The organism is Saccharothrix sabaoui (assembly GCF_051756985.1).
Taxonomy (GTDB): Bacteria; Actinomycetota; Actinomycetes; order Mycobacteriales; family Pseudonocardiaceae; genus Actinosynnema.
Map to the genome: position 1 here is coordinate 13,169 of NZ_JBPKJK010000015.1, position 19,552 is coordinate 32,720.

A 19,552-nucleotide genomic window follows, 5' to 3' on the forward strand; every position below is an offset into this window, starting at 1 on the left:
ACGACGATCGACACAGGTCGGCAGGCGTGGTGCGGTCGGTCTGGCGCGATTGCCTCGACACCGACGTCACCGACGGGGACGACTTCTTCGACCTCGGTGGTGATTCCGCCACCGCGCTGGCGATCTGCGCCCGCATCGAGGCCGAACTGGGGGTGCGGCCCGAGTTGCGCGCCCTGTTCGACCACCCGGGGTTCGCCGACTTCGCCCACCGCGTCGACCTGCTGGCCCGGGAGGCGACCCGGTGACCGGCTCGCCGTGGCTGCGCCGGCTGGGCCGCACCGAACCCGACGCCCAGCCGGGGGTGGTGTTCTTCCCACCAGCCGGAGCGAGCGCATCGGCGGGCTGGGCCCTGGCGACCGGCCTCGCCGGGACCCGTGCCGTGCTCGGCGTCCAGTACCCCGGCCGTGGTCCCAGGCTGCGCGAACCACACGCCCGGTCGGTGCGCGCGATGGCCACCGCCACCGCTGCCGCGCTGGCCCCCGACGCCCACGCGGTCGTCCTGTTCGGGCACAGCTTCGGCGCGCTGCTCGCGTACGAGGTCGCCCGCACCCTGGAGGGCATGGCACTCCCGGTCGCCGGGCTGGTCGTCTGCGGCGGTTCCGCCCCGGGCAGGGGTGACCTGCCCACCCACCCCGAGGACCTGTCCGACACCGCGCTGCTGGCTTTCCTCGGCTCACGCGGCGGAACCCGGCCCGACCTGCTGGCCGACGACGACCTGATGCGGCTCACCCTCCCCGCTCTGCGCGCCGACCTGGCCGCGGGCGGGACCTACGTGGACACCCACGCGGAACGCACGCGCACACCCGTGGTCGCGATCGGCGGAGCAGCCGATCCCGTGGTCCCGGCGGCCCGCTTGGCGTCGTGGGAAGCCGTCACCGATACCTGGTGGGGGACGGAGGTGGTCGACGGTGACCACTTCTCGTTCCTCACCGACGCCGCCGCGCTCGCCGCCGTGCTCGACCGCCACTGGCCCACCCGCGAAGGGGGCGAGCACGAGCCTCGCGGTCCCTCGGCCACGACGCCGGAGGCCCGCCGCCCCGTGCAGACCACCCGTTTCCCGAGAGGTGAATGATGAACGATCGAGTGCCGCTCTCCCTCCAGTCCCGGCTACCGGTGTCCTTCGCCGACGAGCGGTTCCTCATGTTCGTGCTGGACGGGATGGCCCAACAGATCGAACGAACGCGGGACGACGTCGTCCGGCTCACCTTGGGCAAGGTGGAGGAACCCCCGGCCGCGCCGATCGTCGACGCCATGCTGGAAGCCGCAGCCGACCACGCGAAGAGTTCCCTGGTGTTCCCCGGTGGCCTGCCGCAGCTGCGCGAACGGCTGGCCGTGGAGTACGAGAAGCGGCACAACGTGACCCTGGACCCGGAGCGGTTCGTGGTCAGCGTCGGTACCAGCATGGCGTTCCGCAACCTGAACCAGCTCCTCGCCGGGCCCGGCGACGAAGTCCTGGTGCCGATGCCGTACTACCCGCTCTACACCTTCACCGCCCGCTTGGCGGGTGCCACCGTGCGGTACTACCGCATCGACCCGCACACCTTGCGGATCGATCTCGATTCGTTGGCCGGAGCGATCACCGACCGCACCCGGATCGTCGTGGTGAACTCGCCCGGCAACCCGCTGGGCAACGTCGTCAGCCGGGAGGAGTTCGCGGCCGTCGACCGCATCGTCGACGGCGGTGCGGTGATCATCAGCGACGAGATCTACAACAACTGCCACTTCGACGACGTCCCGTTCTCCGCGGTCGAACTGACCGGGACCCGTTCACCGATCGTGGTCACCAACGCCTTCTCCAAGGGCCACCGCATGTACGCCCGGCGGGTCGGGTACGCCTTGGTCCCGCAGGAGTTGGTCGAGCCGCTGACCGTCGTGCAGCACCACACGCTGCTGACCACGGACCCGGTACCCCAGTTCGGTGCGATCGCCGCACTGGACCACCAGGACGGCCTGGCGGAGATCGTCGGTCGTTACCGCAGGCGCCGCGACTACACCGTGCGCGCGTTCGCCCCGGTGCCCGGAGTCACCGCGATCCGCTCGCGCGGCGGCTTCTACCTGACCCTGGACTGCGCCGAGCACATGGAGGAGCACCGGATCCCCGACTCGCTGACCCTGGCCGTCGACATCCTGCGCGAAACCGCCGTCGCGACCGTGCCCGGCGCGGACTTCGGACTGCCCACGACACTGCGGCTGTCCTACACGTCGGCCCGGTACGAGGACGGCATCGACCGCATGGTCCGCTACTTCACCACCCGGTGATGGCCCGGATGACGCCCGCTGTCGCGGACCGGGTCGCGGTGCCCAGGAACCAACACGTGCTGTGGCTGGCCGACCAGCTCACCCCGGCGAGCGCGGTCTACCTGAGCACGACGTTCCTGCGCCTGACCGGCCCGTTGGACCTCGAAGCGCTCCGGCTCGCCCTCACCGGGATCGTCACCAGGCACGAGGTCCTGCGCACCTCGATCACCGAAGACGGCGGCGCCCTCGTCGGACTGCGCAGGCGGTTGGAGGAGTTCCGGTTCATCGTCGCCGACACCTCCCCCGACGACCTCGACGACACCCTGCGGGCCGTGGCGGCGGCGCCGCTCGACCTCGCCGCGGAACCGCCGATGCGGACACGCGTGCTGAGGCTCGGACCGGAGGAGCACGTGCTCTGCGTGACAGTCCACCACGTGGCGATCGACCGGGCATCCCTGGGCGTGCTCTACCTGGAGCTGGAAGCCCTCTACAACCGGTTGGTGGACGACGGTCCCGGAGGGGTGCCGCTGCAGCCGGTCCGCCAGTTCCGGGACGTCGCCGCCGAGGCCACCGCGGCGGTTCGTCCGGCCGCGGTGGAGCGGTACTCGGCGGCGCTGACGGGTCGGGCGCCGTTCGAGTTGCCCCCGGATCACCCGAGACCCCCGACGCGGGGCGGCCACGGCAGGCGCAGCACCGCGTTCCCCGTCGCCGGGGAAACCGTGGCCCGTCTGCGCGAGGTGGGCCGGACGCACGCCGCGACCCTGTTCATGGTCCTGCTCGCGGGTGCGCACGCCGTCCTCTACCGCTACAGCGGTCGAACCGACGTGACCACCGGCAGTTCGTCGTCCACCCGCCCGGGGGCAGGCGGCCCTCCGGTCATCGGTCCGTTCCTCAACATGGTGGCGGTCGCGGGGGACGTCTCGGGCAACCCGGCGTTCGGCGAGCTGGTCGACCGCGTCCGAGCCACGGCGCTGGACGCCTACGAGGCACGGACGGTCCCGTTCGACACCGTCGTGACCGAGACGGGGGTGGTGCGGGACCCGTCCCGCACTCCGCTGTTCCAGGTCCTGGTCGACCACACCACCCCGCTGGTGCCGCCCCGGCTGCACGGCTTGACCGTGGCCGAGGTGCCGACCCCGGGCAGCGGCGCCAAGTACGACCTGTCGCTGGACTTCCACCGGACCAAGGGCGGGCTCGACCTGTACGTGGAGTGGGACACCGCCTTGTACGAGGTGGACACGGTGACCCGGTTCGCCGAGCACCTGGTCCGCTTCCTCTCGGCCGTCGCCGCCGACCCGACGCTGCGGGTGGACGACGTGCCCATGCTGGACCGCCCGGACCTGGTCCTCCTACGCACAGCGGCCGACGGCGGCGCCTCCGGGCGGGCCCCGGACGTGCTGCACCGGCTGATCACCGAGCAGGTGCGGCGGACGCCGTCGGCGGAGGCCGTGGTCGACGGCGACACCCGGCTCACCTACGTCGAACTGGACGCCAGGGCCGAGGCCATCGCACGCGGCCTGGTCGCTCGCGGTGTCGGGCCGGACGTGCCGGTGGGCGTTCTCGTGGAGAGGTCCGCCGACCTGGTGGCCGTGCTGCTGGGCGTGCTGAAGGCGGGCGGCGCGTACGTGCCCCTGGAACCCGACACGCCCGCACCGCGGCTCGCTCGCCTGCTGTCCACCGCCGGAGCCCGGATCTGCATCGTCGCGGGCGGCGCGGAACCGGCCACCGACGGCCCGGATCGCGTGGACGTCGCCACGCTGGTCGAAGCGGGGCTCGCCGGGCCCGCGCTGCCCGAGGTGCGACCGGACCACCTGTGCGCCGTCTACTTCACCTCGGGGTCCACCGGCGAACCGAAGGCCGTCGGGTGCACCCACGCCGGGTGGGTCGGCCAGATGGTCGACCTCCAGCTGCGCTACCTGCTCGCTCCCGGCGATGCGGTGCTCCTCAAAACCCCGCTGACCTTCGACGACGTGGCCCGCGAGGTCTTCTGGCCGCTCATGCACGGGGCGCGAACCGTTGTGCTGCCGCCCGGCCTGCACCGCGACCCGCGCGCCCTGCTGGCGGCCGTCGCCGACCACGGCGTCGTGTGGCTGCAGTTCGTCCCGGGGATGCTGGCGCTGTTCTTGGAGGAGATCCGTCCCGAGCACAGGTCCGAGCTCGGCGCGCTGCGGAACCTGGTGTCCGACGGCGACCGGCTGCCGCCCTCGGCCGTCCGCCTCTTCCACGAGCGGTTCGCGGGTCTGGACTGCTCGCTCAACAACCACTGGGGCACCACGGAGGTGTCGATCGACTCCACCCACCACGTGTGCGTCCCGGCCGACGCCGATGGCGACGAGGCCGTCGCGCTCGGCCGTCCCATGGAGGACCAGGCGGTGTACGTGCTCGACGATTCACTGCGGCCGGTGCCGCCCGGCGCGTTCGGTGAGCTGTGCATCGGCGGGATCGGTCTCGCCCGGGGCTACCTGGGACAGCCCGGTCGCACCGCCCGCGTGTTCGTGCCCGATCCGTGGTCGCCCGGGCGCCGGATGTACCGGACCGGGGACTTCGGCAGGGTGGGGACCGATGGCGTGCTTCGCTACCGGGGGCGCGACGACCACCAGGTGAAGCTGCGCGGGGTGCGGATCGAGCTCGGTGAGGTCGAGGCCGCGGTGCGGGCGTTCCCCGGGGTGGCGGACGCCGCCGCCGCCGTCTGGGAGCCGATGCCGGGTGAACGCCGCCTGGTCGCGTACGCGGCCGTGGGGGCCGCCGAACCCACCAACGCGGTGCAGGCGGCGCTGCGCGAGTTCACCGCCGAGCGGCTCGCGCCCGCCGCCGTGCCCGCGGTGTTCGTGCTGCTGCCGGACCTGCCCAGGACACCGTCCGGGAAAACCGACCGTCGGTCGTTGCCACCGCCCGACCCGGACGATGCGGACGACCGGCCGCACGTCCCACCCAGCGGGGACGCGGAGGTGGCCGTGGCACGGATCTGGGCCGAGGTGCTCGGGGTGCGCGAACTCGGCGCCCACGACGACTTCTTCGCGTCAGGTGGGCACTCGCTGCTGGTGACCAGGGCGGTCAACCGGATGCGCGACGCGTTCGCCGCCGACATCCCCATCCGGCTGATCTTCGAGCACCCCACGGTCCGCGCGGTGGCAGCCCGCGTGGAGGACCTGATCGTGGCCGAAGTCGCGGGGCTGACCGAAGCCGAGATCGCCGCCCTCGTAGCGGCCGACCCGGACCACACGAGCCGCTGAGGGAGACACAGCGATGACCGAGCCCACCGAACGGCAGTACCTCGTCGTGGTCAACGACGAGGAGCAGTACTCGATCTGGCCGCGGGAGCGGCCCCTGCCAGCCGGGTGGTCGGCCGAGGGCACCCGGGGCCCGGAGGAGGACTGCATCGAGCACATCGAGCGGGTGTGGGTCGACATGCGGCCCCGCAGCCTGCGCGACTGACACGGACCGGGAGCCACAGATGACCGACACCGACCGCGCGACGCAGCTCGCCCAGGCCAAACGGGACCTCGTACTGCGCCGCCTGCGCGGCGCGGGCGGCCGGGCCGAGGTGGTCCGCATCCCGCCCCGTCCGCCCGGCCCCGCGCCGCTGTCCCCGGTGCAGCACGCCATGTGGGTCGCCCACCAGTTCTCAGCCGCCACCGGGCTGTACAACGTACCGAGGGTCCTGCGGATCCGGCGCCCCCTGGACGTGAGCGCACTCCGTCGGGCGCTGGACACCCTGGTGACCAGGCACGACATCCTGCGCACCACCTACCCGGACCCGGCCGGGGCCACCCAGGTGGTGGCCGACACCGTGGAGGTCCCGTGGCGCTTCGTCGACTTGGGCGACGTCGCGGAGCCGCTGCGCTGGACCGAGGCCGTTCGCGTCGCCGAGGCCGAGTTCGCCACGCCGTTCGACCTGCGACGTGGACCGGTCCTGCGCGCCCTGCTGGCCACCCTCGCGCCGGACGACCACGTCCTGGTCCTGACCACGCACCACATCGCCACCGACGACTGGTCGAGCGCCCTGCTCCTGCGCGAGCTGGACGTCGCCTACCGCACGCTGCTCGACGGGGACGCACCCGAAGCGGCCTCCCGCCCCGTGCGGTACGCCGACTTCGCGCAGTGGCAGCGTGACCGGCTCTCCGCCGGGTTGGCCGACCGGCAGCTCGCGCACTGGCGGACCGCGCTCGCGAACACCCCGGAGGTGCTGGAACTACCCACCGACCGCCCCCGCCCCGGCGAGCCGTCCCACCGGGGTGACACGGTTAGGCAGTCCCTCCCCGCCGACCTGGCCGACGCCGTGCGCGCTGTGGCGGCGACCAGCGGAACGACCGTCTACACGGTGCTCCTCGCCTGTTTCGCCGCCGTGTTGCGGCACTGCTCGGGCCAGGAGCGGTTCGCGGTGGGGTCCCTGCTCTCCGGTCGCGGTGACACCGCCACCGAATCGATCGTCGGCCTGTTCGCCACACCGGTCGCGCTGCCGGTGGACCTGACCGGCGAACCGGTGTTCACCGAGGCGCTGCGCCGGGCGAAGGACGCCGTCCTCGCCGCCTTCGACCACCACGACGTGACCGTCGAGCAGGTGGCGGCCGAACGGGGACGCGGCCCGCTGTACCAGGTCGTCTACCAGTGCCTGGAAGCCGCCGAACGCCCGGCGGAGGTACCCGGCCTCGGGGCCTCGGTCGTCCAGCTCACCGAGCGCACGGCCAAGGTCGACCTGGCACTCACGGCGGTCAACGGCACCGACGGGATCGACCTGGCGCTGAACTTCGCCACCGACCTGTTCGACACCGGCACCGCGCGGCGCCTGCTGCGGTACGTGGGCAACGTCGTCGCCCACGTGGCGGAACACCCCGGGGAACCCGTCACCGCCGCCGCCGTGATGGGACCCGCCGACCTCGCGCTGGTCACCGGGAACTGGGCCCGCAACACGGCCGACCACCCGGACGACGGTTCGTACCCCCTCGACCGGACGGTCGTGGACCTCCTCCGCGCGCAGGTCGCGGCCAGCCCGACCGCGACCGCCGTCGTGGCCGCAGGGCACACCCTGACCTACGCCGAGCTGGACCGGCACACCGACGCCTTCGCGGCCGGGCTGCGGGCCGCGTCGGTCCGCCGGGGCGACGTGGTCGGGGTGGGCCTGCCCAGGAGCGCCAACCTGGTGGTGGCCATCCTCGGCGTGCTCAAGGCGGGCGCGGCGTACGTCCCGCTCGATCCCGGCTACCCGGCGGCTCGGCTCGCGTTCCTCGCCGAGGACGCCGGTGCCCGGGTCGTGGTCACCGACGACGGAGCGGACCACCCAGCCCTCGGGATCGCGCGCGTCCTGGAGTTCTCCGGTGTAGCTAGGGACGGAGCCCTCCCACCGAGCCCACCGCGCCCGACCGACCTCGCGTACGTGATCCACACGTCCGGATCCACCGGGCGGCCAAAAGGCATCGACATCACCCACACCGGGCTGACCAACTTCTTGCTCGGCGCACGCGACCACCTGCGTTCCGGCCCCACCGACCGGTGGTTGCTGGCCACGTCGCCGAACTCCGACCCGTCCACCGTGGAGCTGTTCCTGCCCCTGATCACAGGGGGCACGGTCGTGGTGTCACCGGACTCCGGCCACGCCGACGGCGCCGTACGCGCGCGGGCGATCCGGGAACACGGCGTCACCCACGTCCAGGCCACCCCGGCCGGGTGGCGGTTGCTGCTCGCGGCAGGCTTCGACGGGCCGCTGAAGATGGCGGTCACCGTGGGCGAAGCGATGCCGCCGCCGATGGCGGCCCGGATCGCGGACTTCTCCGGACGGCTGGTCAACGCCTACGGCCCCACCGAGATCACGGTCTTCGCCACCTATGCCGACCTGACCGGGCACACACCGACCACGCTCATCGGCACCCCCACCGCCAACACCCGGGTCCACCTGCTCGGCGACACCCTCGACCCGGTTCCTCCCGGCGCCCTCGGCGAGCTGTACGTCGCGGGCCACGGTGTCGCGCGCGGTTACCACGGCCGCCCGGGCTTGACCGCCCGCACCTTCGTACCCGACCCCTACGGGCCGCCCGGCGCCCGGATGTACCGGACCGGCGATCGCGCCCGCTTCCGCTCCGACGGTGCCCTCGACCTGCGGGGCCGCATCGACAGCCAGGTCAAGGTGCGCGGCCACCGCGTCGAGCCGGGCGAGCTGGAGGTCGCGCTGCTGGCCCACCCCCGAGTCCGGGAAGCCTCCGTCACCACGTTCGGCGGCCCCGATGGGGCGCTGCGGCTCGCCGCGCACGTGGTGCCCGTCGACAGGGGCGATCGGCTGGAACCGGAGCTGCGTCGCCACCTGGCCGACCGCCTGCCGCCTTTCCTCGTGCCGAGCAGGATCGTGCTCCTCGACCGGATGCCGTTGACCCCCAATGGCAAGACCGACCGCCGTGCCCTCGCCGCGGCACTCGCCGCCGACCCCGCGGCCGCCGTTGACCCGGTGCCGACGGTCCCGGGCACCGACGCCGAGCAGGTGCTCGCACGGGTGTGGGCGTCAGTGCTGGGTCGGGCCGCGGTCTCGCCCGCGGACAACTTCTTCGACATCGGCGGCGACTCCCTGATGGCCATCCTGGTCGTCTCGGGTGCCGCGAAGGCAGGTCTGCGGGTCACCCCGACCCAGGTCCTCACCCGCACGACCTTGGCCGAGCTGGCCGCCGTCGCCGAACCGCTCACCCCGAGCGCCGTCGCCGATACCGTCCCGGCCGAGGAGAGCCACCCGTTGTCGCCCCTGCAAGCGGGCATGCTGGCCACCGCCCTGTTCGAGCCGGGCAGCACGGACTACGTCGTCCAGTTCGCGTACACGCTGGACGAGCCCGCCGAACCGGATCTGGTGCGCCGCGCCTGGCAGCACGTGGTCGACCGGCACGCCGCCTTGCGCACGACCTTCGCGTGGCGGGACCGCCCGGAGCCGGTGCAGGTCGTGCGGACCGCGGTCCAGGCGGCGTTCCGCGACCTCGACTGGCGGGACAGCGCCGCCGACGACGTCGCCGCCCGCCTCACCCGGCACCTCACCGAGGAGCGTGCCCGCGGCGTGGACCTGGTGCGGCGACCCCCGTTCCGGCTCGACCTGGTGCACCTCGCCCACGACGCCCTGCTCATCCTGCACGGGCACCACTCCCTGCTCGACGGGTGGAGCGTGCGCCTGGTGGTGAACGAACTGGTGACGACCCTGCGCGTGCTGCGCGCCGCCGGAGTGCTGCCGCAGCTGCCCGAACCGGTCGCGTTCCCCGACTACGTCCACCGGTTGCGCGAGCTGGCCGGCTCCGAGGACACGTACTGGCGCGACCTGCTCGCCGACGTCACCACCCCCACCCGGCTCGCCGTGCTCTCCGACCGGGGCGGTGACCACGACGTCGCCTTCCTGACCGGCGAGGTGACGCCCGCGGTCACCGACCGCCTGGTCGAGCTGGCGCGGCGGGAGCGGATCACCTTCGGCTCCGTCGTGCACGCCGCGTGGGGTCTGCTGGTCAGCCGCCACTGCGGGAGCGGTGACGTCGTCTTCGGGTCGACGACGACGGGGCGGTCCGGCGACCTGCCCGGCATCGACCGGGTCGTCGGCCTGCTCATCAACACCGTGCCGGTGCGGGTCCGGGTCGACGCCCGGACCCCGGTCGCCGCCTGGCTGCGCACGACCCACGACCAGGTCACCCGGTCATGGGACCACGACCACCACTCGCTGACGCGGATCCAGCGGGAGAGCGGGCTGCCACCAGGTACCGCCCTGTTCGACACCGTCCTCATGGTGGAGGGCCACCACACCGATCCGGCGACCGGCGCCGTGCCCGCGGGGTCCTGGGAGAAGACCGAGTACCCGGTGGTCATGAACGTGGGCCGGCGGGAGGGGCTGCGGTTCCGCCTCGACTACCACACCGACCGGCTTGCCCCGGACGCCGCCCGCAGGCTCGCCGCCCACTTCAGCGCCCTCCTCACCGAACTGGCCGAGCACGCCGGCCGGTCCGGCTCCCTGCTCTCCGACCTCGCCCCACTGCCCGATGAAGAGTGGGACGCGGTGGTCCGCCAGGTCAACGACACCGACACCCCCTTCCCGAACGACCTCTGCCTGCACCAACTCTTCGAGCGGGCCGCCGACCGCGCTCCGACGGCCGTGGCCGTGCGTGACGAGGGCACGGCCACGACCTACGCCGAGCTGGAGGCGCGGGCGAACCGGCTCGCGCACCGCCTGCGGGAACTCGGCGTGCGTCCGGAGACGCTGGTGGGGATCATGCTGGAGCGCGGCGTGGACGCGGTCGTGGCCGTACTGGGCGTGCTCAAGGCGGGCGGCGCGTACGTACCGCTGGACCCGGACTACCCGCGCGAGCGCTTGGAGCACATGCTCGCCGACAGCGGCGCGCGGGTGGTGCTCACCGAGTCCGCTCTCGCCGACCTGCTGCCCGGGGACAGCGGACGGGTGCTGTGCTTGGACGACCGCGCCGAGCGGGCCGCGATCAACGCGCAGCCGGCACACCGGCCGCCCCGGACGACGGTTCCGGAGGCGTTGTCGTACGTGATCTACACCTCCGGGTCCACCGGCAGGCCGAAGGGCACGCTGATCCGTCACCGGGGCATCGTCAACTACGTGTGGTGGATGGCGACCACGTTCCCCCTGGACCCCGGTGACAAGGTCCTGCAACTCGCCGGGTTGAGCTTCGACATCTCCGTCTACGAGATGTTCTGGCCGTTCAGCCGGGGCGCGACCGTCGTGCTCGCCAAGGCCGACGGCTACCGCGACCCCGGCTACATCGTGGACGTGGTGGTCGAGGAGGGCATCACCGCCGCCCACCTGGTGCCGTCCATCCTGCGCATGGTGATGCCTGCGGTGACACGGCCGTTGCCGCTGCGGTGGCTGTTCGCCAGTGCCGAGGCGCTCACCACCGATCTGGTGGCCGAGACCGCCCGCCGGTGTCCCGGCACGGCCCTGATCAACCTCTACGGCGCCACCGAGGTGTCGGTGGACTCCACCGCCTGGTTCGCCGACCCGGACGCACCCGCGGTGTCGGTCGGCAGGCCCATCGCCAACACCGCCGTCCACGTCCTGGACGCCGACGGCGCGCCGGTGCCCATCGGCGTACCCGGTGAGGCCTGTCTGGCGGGTGCGAGCGTCGGGCGCGGCTACCACCGGCGCCCCGGTCTCACCGCCCGGCGGTTCGTGCCCGACCCCTTCGGACCGCCGGGCGGCAGGCTGTACCGCACCGGGGACCTCGTCCGCCGGACGCCCGACGGCGGGCTGGAGTTCTTGGGCAGGCTCGACCACCAGGTCAAGGTGCGCGGCTTCCGGGTGGAGCTCGGCGAGGTCGAGGCGGCCTTGGACACCCACCCCCGGGTGACCCAGGCCGTCGTCGTCTCCCTGGATGAACCCGGCGGCGGGAAGCGGCTCGCCGCGTACGTCCACGCGGCGTCGGGCGCCCCTCCCACCACGTCGGAACTGCGGGCACACCTGCGCGTGCTGCTACCGGACCACATGATCCCCTCGGTGTTCGTGCCCGTGGCGCGAATCCCGTTGAACCCCAACGGGAAGGTCGACCGCGCCGCACTGCCGGTACCCGACGGGGAACGACCTGACCTCCAGACCGGTTTCACCGCCCCGAGAACCGCGGCCGAACACGCGCTCGCGGAGGTGTGGTCCGAGGTGCTCGGGGTGGCCGGGATCGGTGTGCACGACAACTTCTTCGACCTCGGCGGCGATTCGATCCTGGCCATCCAGGCCGCGGTCGGTGCCCGCCGGGTCGGACTGTCGGTGACACCCCGCATGGTGGCGGCCACCCCGACGATCGCCGAGCTGGCCGCGGAGACGCCGGGAGGTGGCGGGGTCGACGCCGAGCAGGGCGTGGTCACCGGGGACGCGCCGTTGACACCGATCTTGCACTGGTTCACCGGGCTCGGTGTCCCGTTGGACCACTACAACCAGGCCGTCCGCCTGCGCTGGGAGGGCCCGGTGGCCCTCGACCCGCTGCGATCCGCCCTCGCCGCGCTGACCGTCCACCACGACGCCCTGCGACTGCGACTGGCCCGTTCGACCGACTGGCACCTCACGGTCGCAGCACCTCGGGAAGGCACTGCGCTGACCGTGCTCGACATCGGCGGGCTGGGCACCGCCGCAGCCGCCGCCGCGGTCGAGCACGCGGCTTCCGAGATGCACCGAGGGCTCGACGTGCGCACCGGTCCGCTGCTGCGGGCGTTGGCGGTCGTCGGCGGGGACGGCGCCGACGAGGTGATCGTCACCGTCCACCACCTGGCCGTGGACTCCGTGTCGTGGGGCGTCCTGCTCGACGACTTGGGCACGGCCTACGACCAGGGCCTCCGGGGCGAGCCCGTGCTCCTTCCCGCGAAGACCACCTCGTTCCGCGCGTGGGCGCGGCGGTTGGCGGAGTGGGCCGGGTCCTCGGACTTCGCCGACGAGGCGGCGTACTGGCGACTGCCGGAACCGGACCTCCCGGGGGGAACACCGGCGCCCCGGCGGACCGCGACCACGCTCACCCGCGCCCTCGACCACGAGGGCACCGCGGCCCTCCTGCGGTCCGCCGGGAACGGGCACCGGGTCGAGGACCTGCTGCTCGCCTCGCTCGCGCAGACCATGGCCGATCACTCCGGCACCCGGGACGTCCGGGTGGACGTGGAGGGCCACGGCCGCGAACCGCTCTTCGACGACGTCGACCTCAGCCGCACCGTCGGCTGGTTCACCACGATCCACCCGCTGACCGCGCGCGTGCCCGACGACCCGGGTGCGGCACTCGCCACAGTGCGGGAACACCTGGCCTCCACTCCGCACCGCGGGATCGGCCACGGCCTTGCCCGCTACCCGGGCGGTCCGCGCCCGACCCCGGCACCGTGCCTGTTCAACTACCACGGCCAGGTGCGGACCTCATCCCGATCAGGCCACTTCGTGCGGGTCGGCGAGGTCCCCGGCGTGCTGGTGGACCCGGACGGCGTCATGCCCCACCGGTTCGAGGTCGACGTCGCCGTCGTGGACGGCGCGTTCCGGGTGAACTGGACCCACTCCACCGCCGACGCCGCCGAAGCGGCACACCTGGCCGACACCTTCGTCGCCGCGGTGCAGCGCCTGGTGGAGCACCGGAGGCGGGCTTCGACCGCGGACACCCCGTCACCGCCGCAGCGCCGATTCCTCGAACGGCTGTCCCCGTGGCTACCCGCCACCGGGTTGGCGCTGGCCAGGCACCGCGTCCCCGGGGTGAGCCTGGCGCTGGTCGACGGCAGCGAGGTCGTGGCCGCGTGGGGCGAAGGGATCGCCGCGTCCGCCACGGGTGCCCGGGTCCACCCGGGCACCGTGTTCCAGGCGGGCTCCGTCAGCAAGCACGTGGCCGCCATCGTCACCACCCGACTGGCCGCCGAGGGCGTGCTGGACCTGGATGAGGACGTGGCACTCCTGCTGCGCGGCACGCGGCTCCCACCGGTCGACCCGGCCCGCCCGGTCACCCTGCGCGCCTTGCTGTCGCACACGGCAGGCCTGACCCAGGACGCCTTCGACGGGGAGTGGGCCGTGGAGCCGGGCGGCCCCGACCTGACGGTCTCGGACCTCCTGACCGGCCGGGGCGTCTCGACCGCCTCCGCCGGCCAGGAATTCCCGACCGGCGACCGGTTCCGCTACTCGGGCACCCACTACCTGATCGTCGAGCAGGTCCTCACCGACGTCACCGGCGCCCCTTTCCGGGACTTGGCCCGCGAGCTGGTGTTCGATCCCCTCGACATGCGCGACAGCGGTTACGGCGAAACCTTCCTGGCCACCCGTCCCGACTCCGTAGCCGACGGCCACACCACGACCGGCGACCCGATCCCCGGCCGCAGGAGGAGGTACCCCGCAGCAGCGGGCGGCCTGTGGTCGACCGCAGGCGACCTCGCCAAGATCGTCGCCGAACTCCACCGCGCCGTCGACGGCGACGGCCACGTCCTCGACCGCGCCGGCGCGCTCGACCTGATCACCCCGCTCCCCGGCACCACCTACGGGCTGGGCACGGTGGCCCGCTCCTCCGACGGCACCCGCTGGTACGGCCACTCCGGCGAGACCGCGGGTTACCGCGCTCACACCGCGGCGGGTCTGGAGACGGGCGCGGGCCTGGTGGTGATGACCAACGGTGAGTCCGGCAACGAGTTCCTGACCGACCTCCTGATCCACGTCGACCTCGGGCTCCGTGTCTGGATCGACCACTCGGACCGGTGAACCGGCGGACCGGGCCTGCCGCACCGAAGCGGCAGGACCGGTCCGCCGGTTGCACGGATCGTCCCCCCGTGTGGTCGTGCCGAGCCCTCGCTCGGCGGACCGGCGCACCGCGCCCAGCCGGCACCGGGTCCCGTGCCCGGGTCCCTCCGGCGCGTCCCGACCCGGTGCGGGTTCGTGGCCGACGCGTCAGTGGGACTTCGCCGGGTGTCGTCGGGGGTGTTGGACCGCTGTGGTCCGGACAGGTCGTCCGCAGGTGGGGCATCGGCCGGTCCAGACCTCGAACAGGTGTCGGAGGTGGCACCGGACGCCGGGGGCCGGCCGTAGTCGGTGGGCTCAGCCGCGCCGGCGGGCCGTTCGGCCGACCCGACAAACCCCCGTTAACCGGTGCGCACCTGGATCAGCCCCAATGCCTTCCGCACAGCCGCTCGGACCTCGGACGCGTTCGGGGCGACGGCGATGACGTGTCCCAGGCGTTCATGGGCGTTGCGGGCCGGGACCACCGGCCTTCCCGGCTCCGCCGTCACGGTCACCCGCACCACGCCGGGCAGGGCACCGGCTTCGGCCGCGCCCACCACCGCTGTGACGGTTCCGGGCGCGGCTGCCGTGACGAAGCCGATGGCCGCGAACCGCGTCGGGTCGCGCAGCTGCTCCACCGGGAGGCCGACGGCGGCGCGGATCTGCTGCTCCAGCAGGTCCGCGCCGCCCGCCAGCCGGACCAGTTCGGGGATCATGCCGCCCGCGAGGCGCGCGTTGACCTCGATCACGGCCACCCGGTCGGGCAGAACCCGGACCTCGGTGTGCGCCGGGCCGTGCCGCAGGCCCAGCACCGCCAGGGCGCGGGTCACCTCGGACACCACGCGCCGTGCGGTGCCCGGGGGGAGCACCGCGGGGAAGCAGTGGCCGGTCTCCACGAAGTACGGGCTGCCACCGACCTGCTTGGCGGTGATCCCGACGATCCCGGTGCGACCATCGACCGCGAACGTCTCGACGCTGTACTCCGGGGCGTCCAGGTACTCCTCGACCAGCGCGGTACCCGAGGTCCGTTGGCCCCGCGCGTTCACCCGACGTGCCAGCACCCGGCCGAGGTGCGCCCGGACCTCCGACACCGACCCGCAGAGGAGCACATCCTGTGAACCGGACTCGTCCACCGGCTTCACCACGGACGGCAACCCCGTCACGGCGACCGCGGCGGCGGCCTCCGACGGGTCGCGCACCACGGCGAAGCGGGGTTGACCGACGCCGGCCGCTGCCAACGCCGTCCGGGTACGGGCCTTGTCGCGGCAACGGGTCACCGCGTCCGGCGGGTTGCCGCGCAGTCCCAAGCGGGTGACCAGACCGGCGACGGCCGGCAGGAAGTACTCGCTGGTCGTGGTGACCCCCGCGACCTCGCCCAGCGCGGCGACCGTCCAGGCCAGGGCGTCCGGCGAGTTCGTGTCGCACAGGACCACATCGGCCGGTGCGCCACCCAGGCCGGCGTACCGCTGCGGTGCGCCGGTCAACAACACCGGCCGGAGGCCCATCCGGTGGGCGGTGCCGAGCGCGAGCATCCCGGACCCCGTGGTGTTGGATTCGACGAAGATCAGGCGAGCTCGCACGCGGCCTCCTCCGCGGGCCGTGACAGGTAGCTGCGCGACCACGCCGCCACCGGCTCGCCGTACCTCACCGTGTCGGGCTCCGCGCGGTCCGGCCGCCGGCCCAGGTCGTGCTCCTCCCAGTGCGCGTCGCTGTAGACCGTGTCGACGTACCGGTCGCCCCGGTCCGCGAAAATGCCGACGACCCTGGTGCCCGGGCGGGACCGGCGCGCCACGTGCGTCATGACCCGGTACACCGACCCGGAGGTGTTGCCCGCGAACAACTGCTGTTCACGGGCCAGCAGCCGGGTCGCGGCGAACGCCTCGCGGTCGTTGAGCCAGTGCACCTCGTCCACCACCGACTGGTCGAGGTTGGCGGGCACCATGCTGTTGCCCAGGCCGCTCTGCAACCGCCCGGGCGTGTCCGGTTGTCCGAACAGGACGCTGCCGACGCTGTCCACGCCGACCACCCACAGCTCCGGCAGGTGCCGGCGCAGCGCTCGCGAGGTTCCGCACAGCGACCCGCCGCTGCCCACCGAGCCGACCAGGACGTCCACGCGATCCAGCTCGGCCAGCAATTCGTCGGCCAGGCCGGCGTAGGCCGCCGGGTTGTCCGGGTTGCTGTACTGCATGGGCCAGAACGCACCGCCGAGTTCTCGGCGCAACTGCTCCAGCCGTTCCAGCCGGGCGCTCTGCCAGCCGTGCGCCGACATCGAGGACACCACGTCCACCGCGCAGCCCAGGGCGGTGAGCTTGGCCAGGGTGACCGGGTCGGTGCGCGGGTCCGTCACGATGTGCACCGGGTGCCCCAGTGCCCTGCCGACCAGCGCGACACCCAGCGCCATCGTCCCCGACGAGCTTTCGATGATCGGGTCACCCGGTCGGAGTTCGCCGCTCCGGCGGGCGCGCAGGATGATCTGCCGCGCCACCCGGTCCTTCATCGCGAACGCGTTCTGCATCTCCAACTTCGCGTACATCTCCACTCGCACGGCGCCGGTGTCGGCCAACCGCACGAGCGGAGTGTTCCCAATGGCCTCGATGACAGTCTCGTACCGCATTCCGTTCCTCTCCACACGCGCTTCTGCGGGCAGGCAGCGATCCGCCACAATCGTCGTCCACAGGTCCATCAGTGTTTCTTTTCACGACGTACACCCGAATTCGCCGGATCACCACCCGGCTGTGTGCTAGTACTGGCCCATGACGAACAACGACTCAGCTGCGGGGAAACCCCTCCGGCCGTCGACCGCCCTTGGCGGGAATTTCTGGCGGTTGTGGGCCTCCGCCGGATTGTCGAACATCGCCGACGGCGTGGTGAAGGTCGGTTTTCCGCTGATCGCCGTGGCCTACACGAGGTCTCCGGTGCTGATCGCGGGCATGACGGTGGCCTTCTACCTCCCGTGGCTGCTGTTCGCGCTGCCGTCCGGGATGCTCGTGGACCGGTTGGACCGACGCCGGGCGATGGTCGCGGCCAACACCGCCCGGGCCTGCCTGCTCGCCGCGCTCGCCGTGACGGCCGTGACCGGCGTCGGGTCGGTCTGGCTGCTCTACGGCGTCGCGTTCGCGACCGGGGCCGCCGAGACCGTCCACGACCTGTCGGCGCAGTCCATCGTCCCCCGGGTCGTGGCCAAGGACCACCTCCCCCGGGCCAACGGGCGGCTGTACGCGGTGGAGTTGTCGGCCAACGAGTTCGTGGGCCCACCGCTGGCCGGGCTCCTCGTGGCCGCGGGCGCGGTCGCTGCCTTCGCCGCACCCGCGGCAATGTGGCTGTCCTCGGTCGGGGTGCTGCTGCTGGTGCGCGGCGCGTTCCGGCCCGAGCGCGAGACCGGGCAGCGCACGTCGATGCGCGCCGACATCGCCGAAGGGCTGCGGTTCCTGTGGCGGCAGAAGGTGCTGCGGACGTTCACGGCGATGGTCGCCGTGTTCAACTTCGCCACCACGGCCACGTCCGCGGTGTTCGTCCTCTACGCGGTCGGCGAGGCGTCCGCGATGCGCCTGCCGGAGGTGGTGTTCGGCCTGCTGCTGGCCACGACGGCGGCAGGCAGCGTGGCCGGGTCCCTCGCCGCGCCCGGGCTCGTGGCACTGCTGGGTCGCACCCGAGCCCTGGTGGTGTCGTTCGCCACCGGCACGCTGCTGGTCGGCGCCCCGGCGCTGACGACGGAGCCGCTGCTGGTGGGCATCGGCTTCTTCCTCGGCGGCGCCGGCATCATCACGTCGAACATCATCATGGTGTCGTTCAGGCAGCGCGTGGTGCCGGACCGCCTGCTCGGTCGGGTCGGCAGCGCGCACCGCTTCATCGCCTACGGCACCCAACCGCTCGGCGCGGCCGCCGGCGGTCTGCTCGGCCAGCTCATCGGCCTGCGCGCGGTGTTCGCCGTGATGGCCCTGCTCGCCCTCAGCGTCCTCATCGGCATGATCGTCGTCAACAACGACGCCCTGGACTCCGCGGAACGACGGGCCGACCAGGGCTGACCGTCGTCCCGGGGCACGAGACGACCTCCCGCGCCCCGGGACGACGGCCATCAACGGCGCGCCCGGCGCCTCGGCGGTGCCCCCGACACCCACACGGTGGCGGGCTTCGTGAGCCTGGGCTGCCACTCCGGGGTGCCGATCGCCGCGCCCTCGACGTCGAGCACCCCCAACCGCTTCAGCCGGTTCGCCGCCGTGCTCCTGGCCGTGCTGGTTTTCACGCCCACCAGCCAGTCCCGCCAGACGGACCACTTCTCGTGGTCCAACGGGTGACCGCCGTAGTCGCCGATGTGCAGGATCGCGTCGCGGATCTCCTCACTGCGCTGAGCGCCCTCCAACGCCGGGTCGGCGAAGTAGTAGACGTCCCACGCCATCCGGCGCCGCCCGCCCACCGACGAGTGCAGCAGGTTCGAGTGGAAGGCGATCACGTCACCGGGCTCGGTGTCGATGCCGTACGCCGGCACCGGCCAGTCGTCGAGGTCGGCCGGGAACCCCTGCCTGCACGGGTCCTGGCGCAGGTAGTCGGCGAACTCCGGGCCCGCCGCCGCCCGGTGCGACCCGGGGAGCACCTGCATCTGGCCCGAGTCCGGCGTGCACGGCTCCAGGTACGCCATGAACTTCACGCCCTGCACCTCGGACGTCATGTCGGCGTGCCAGCGGGCGTTGGCCCGGAAGCAGGTCACCTCGCCGTTGGTCGGCACCGTCGCGCGGCCCATCAGGTACTGCGACGCCTGCCAGAACCTCGGGTCGTCGGCGACCAGGCCCGCCGCGAACGGAGTCCTGTCCGACATCGTCGGCACGTCGAACGCGGGCGCGTCGGCCACTGCGAGATCATCGTTGGACGCCTCGCCGCCGTACGCGTCGTCGACCGCGGCCTCAGCTTCGACGCGCAGCCGCTCGGCTTCCTCGGGGGACAGCAGTCCGCGCAGGACGACGAACCCGAACGTACGAAAATGGGAAACGGTCACATGGCTCAACACAGGATTTCAACCGCCTATCTTGGGTGCCGGAAGCCCGCGCAGGAGCAGAACACGCCCGACTCCGGCGCGCCACCTCTCCCGTTGTCGGTCGGTCTGACGGTCCCCACAGTGTGACCCGATCGCCCATC

10 protein-coding genes are annotated in these 19,552 nt (G+C 72.9%); 7 read left to right on the plus strand and 3 right to left on the minus strand.

The genetic code is table 11. The features are described from left to right. Positions 1-26: 26 nt before the first annotated feature. Genes ACR807_RS06980 through ACR807_RS07005 form a run of 6 tightly spaced genes read left to right on the plus strand, consistent with a single transcriptional unit; the run spans position 27 to position 14,407 of the window. Positions 27-245, plus strand: coding sequence for a phosphopantetheine-binding protein (locus tag ACR807_RS06980; protein WP_438920387.1), 219 nt, complete (start codon positions 27-29; stop codon positions 243-245). Continuing rightward, a complete protein-coding gene (locus ACR807_RS06985) occupies positions 242-1,072 on the plus strand; it encodes a thioesterase II family protein (protein WP_438920388.1) in 831 nt (276 codons plus the stop codon). The genes ACR807_RS06980 and ACR807_RS06985 overlap by 4 nt, the downstream gene beginning before the upstream one ends. Then, positions 1,072-2,259 carry a pyridoxal phosphate-dependent aminotransferase gene (locus tag ACR807_RS06990; protein ID WP_438920389.1) on the plus strand — a complete coding sequence of 396 codons (1,188 nt, stop codon included), beginning with the start codon at positions 1,072-1,074 and terminating at the stop codon, positions 2,257-2,259. Before ACR807_RS06985 ends, ACR807_RS06990 begins: the two co-directional genes overlap by 1 nt. Before the next feature lie 8 nt (positions 2,260-2,267). Further along, on the plus strand, positions 2,268-5,471 hold the full coding sequence (locus ACR807_RS06995; RefSeq protein WP_438920390.1) for a non-ribosomal peptide synthetase: 3,204 nt from the start codon (positions 2,268-2,270) through the stop codon (positions 5,469-5,471). A 13-nt stretch (positions 5,472-5,484) separates the two neighbouring features. Next, positions 5,485-5,673 carry an MbtH family protein gene (locus ACR807_RS07000; RefSeq protein WP_438920391.1) on the plus strand — a complete coding sequence of 63 codons (189 nt, stop codon included), beginning with the start codon at positions 5,485-5,487 and terminating at the stop codon, positions 5,671-5,673. 19 nt (positions 5,674-5,692) lie between these two features. Further along, on the plus strand, positions 5,693-14,407 hold the full coding sequence (locus ACR807_RS07005; protein ID WP_438920392.1) for a non-ribosomal peptide synthetase: 8,715 nt from the start codon (positions 5,693-5,695) through the stop codon (positions 14,405-14,407). 377 nt (positions 14,408-14,784) lie between these two features. On the opposite strand, the gene ACR807_RS07010 is transcribed toward ACR807_RS07005, so the two are convergent. Then, on the minus strand, positions 14,785-16,002 hold the full coding sequence (locus ACR807_RS07010) for an ATP-grasp domain-containing protein (RefSeq protein ID WP_438920393.1): 1,218 nt from the start codon (positions 16,000-16,002) through the stop codon (positions 14,785-14,787). Beyond that, entirely contained in the window at positions 15,987-16,991 is a 1,005-nt protein-coding gene (locus tag ACR807_RS07015; protein ID WP_438920394.1) for a cysteine synthase family protein, read from the minus strand. Before ACR807_RS07015 ends, ACR807_RS07010 begins: the two co-directional genes overlap by 16 nt. A 184-nt stretch (positions 16,992-17,175) precedes the next feature. Between ACR807_RS07015 and ACR807_RS07020 the strand changes: the two genes are divergently transcribed. Then, positions 17,176-18,447: an MFS transporter gene (locus ACR807_RS07020; RefSeq protein WP_438920395.1), complete on the plus strand. Its 1,272-nt coding sequence runs from the start codon at positions 17,176-17,178 to the stop codon at positions 18,445-18,447. Between the two features lie 50 nt (positions 18,448-18,497). Here ACR807_RS07020 and ACR807_RS07025 read toward each other — a convergent pair whose 3' ends face one another. Further along, positions 18,498-19,412, minus strand: a complete 915-nt coding sequence (locus ACR807_RS07025; protein WP_438920448.1) for a phytanoyl-CoA dioxygenase family protein — start codon at positions 19,410-19,412, stop codon at positions 18,498-18,500. Positions 19,413-19,552 lie beyond the last annotated feature (140 nt).

Excerpts from the sequence above, each read along its gene's own strand:
- ACR807_RS06990 (WP_438920389.1), top strand. The coding sequence starts at position 1,072 with ATGAACGATCGAGTGCCGCTCTCCCTCCAGTCCCGGCTACCGGTGTCC.
- ACR807_RS06995 (WP_438920390.1), top strand. The coding sequence starts at position 2,268 with ATGACGCCCGCTGTCGCGGACCGGGTCGCGGTGCCCAGGAACCAACAC.
- ACR807_RS07000 (WP_438920391.1), top strand. The coding sequence starts at position 5,485 with ATGACCGAGCCCACCGAACGGCAGTACCTCGTCGTGGTCAACGACGAG.
- ACR807_RS07005 (WP_438920392.1), top strand. The coding sequence starts at position 5,693 with ATGACCGACACCGACCGCGCGACGCAGCTCGCCCAGGCCAAACGGGAC.
- ACR807_RS07020 (WP_438920395.1), top strand. The coding sequence starts at position 17,176 with ATGACGAACAACGACTCAGCTGCGGGGAAACCCCTCCGGCCGTCGACC.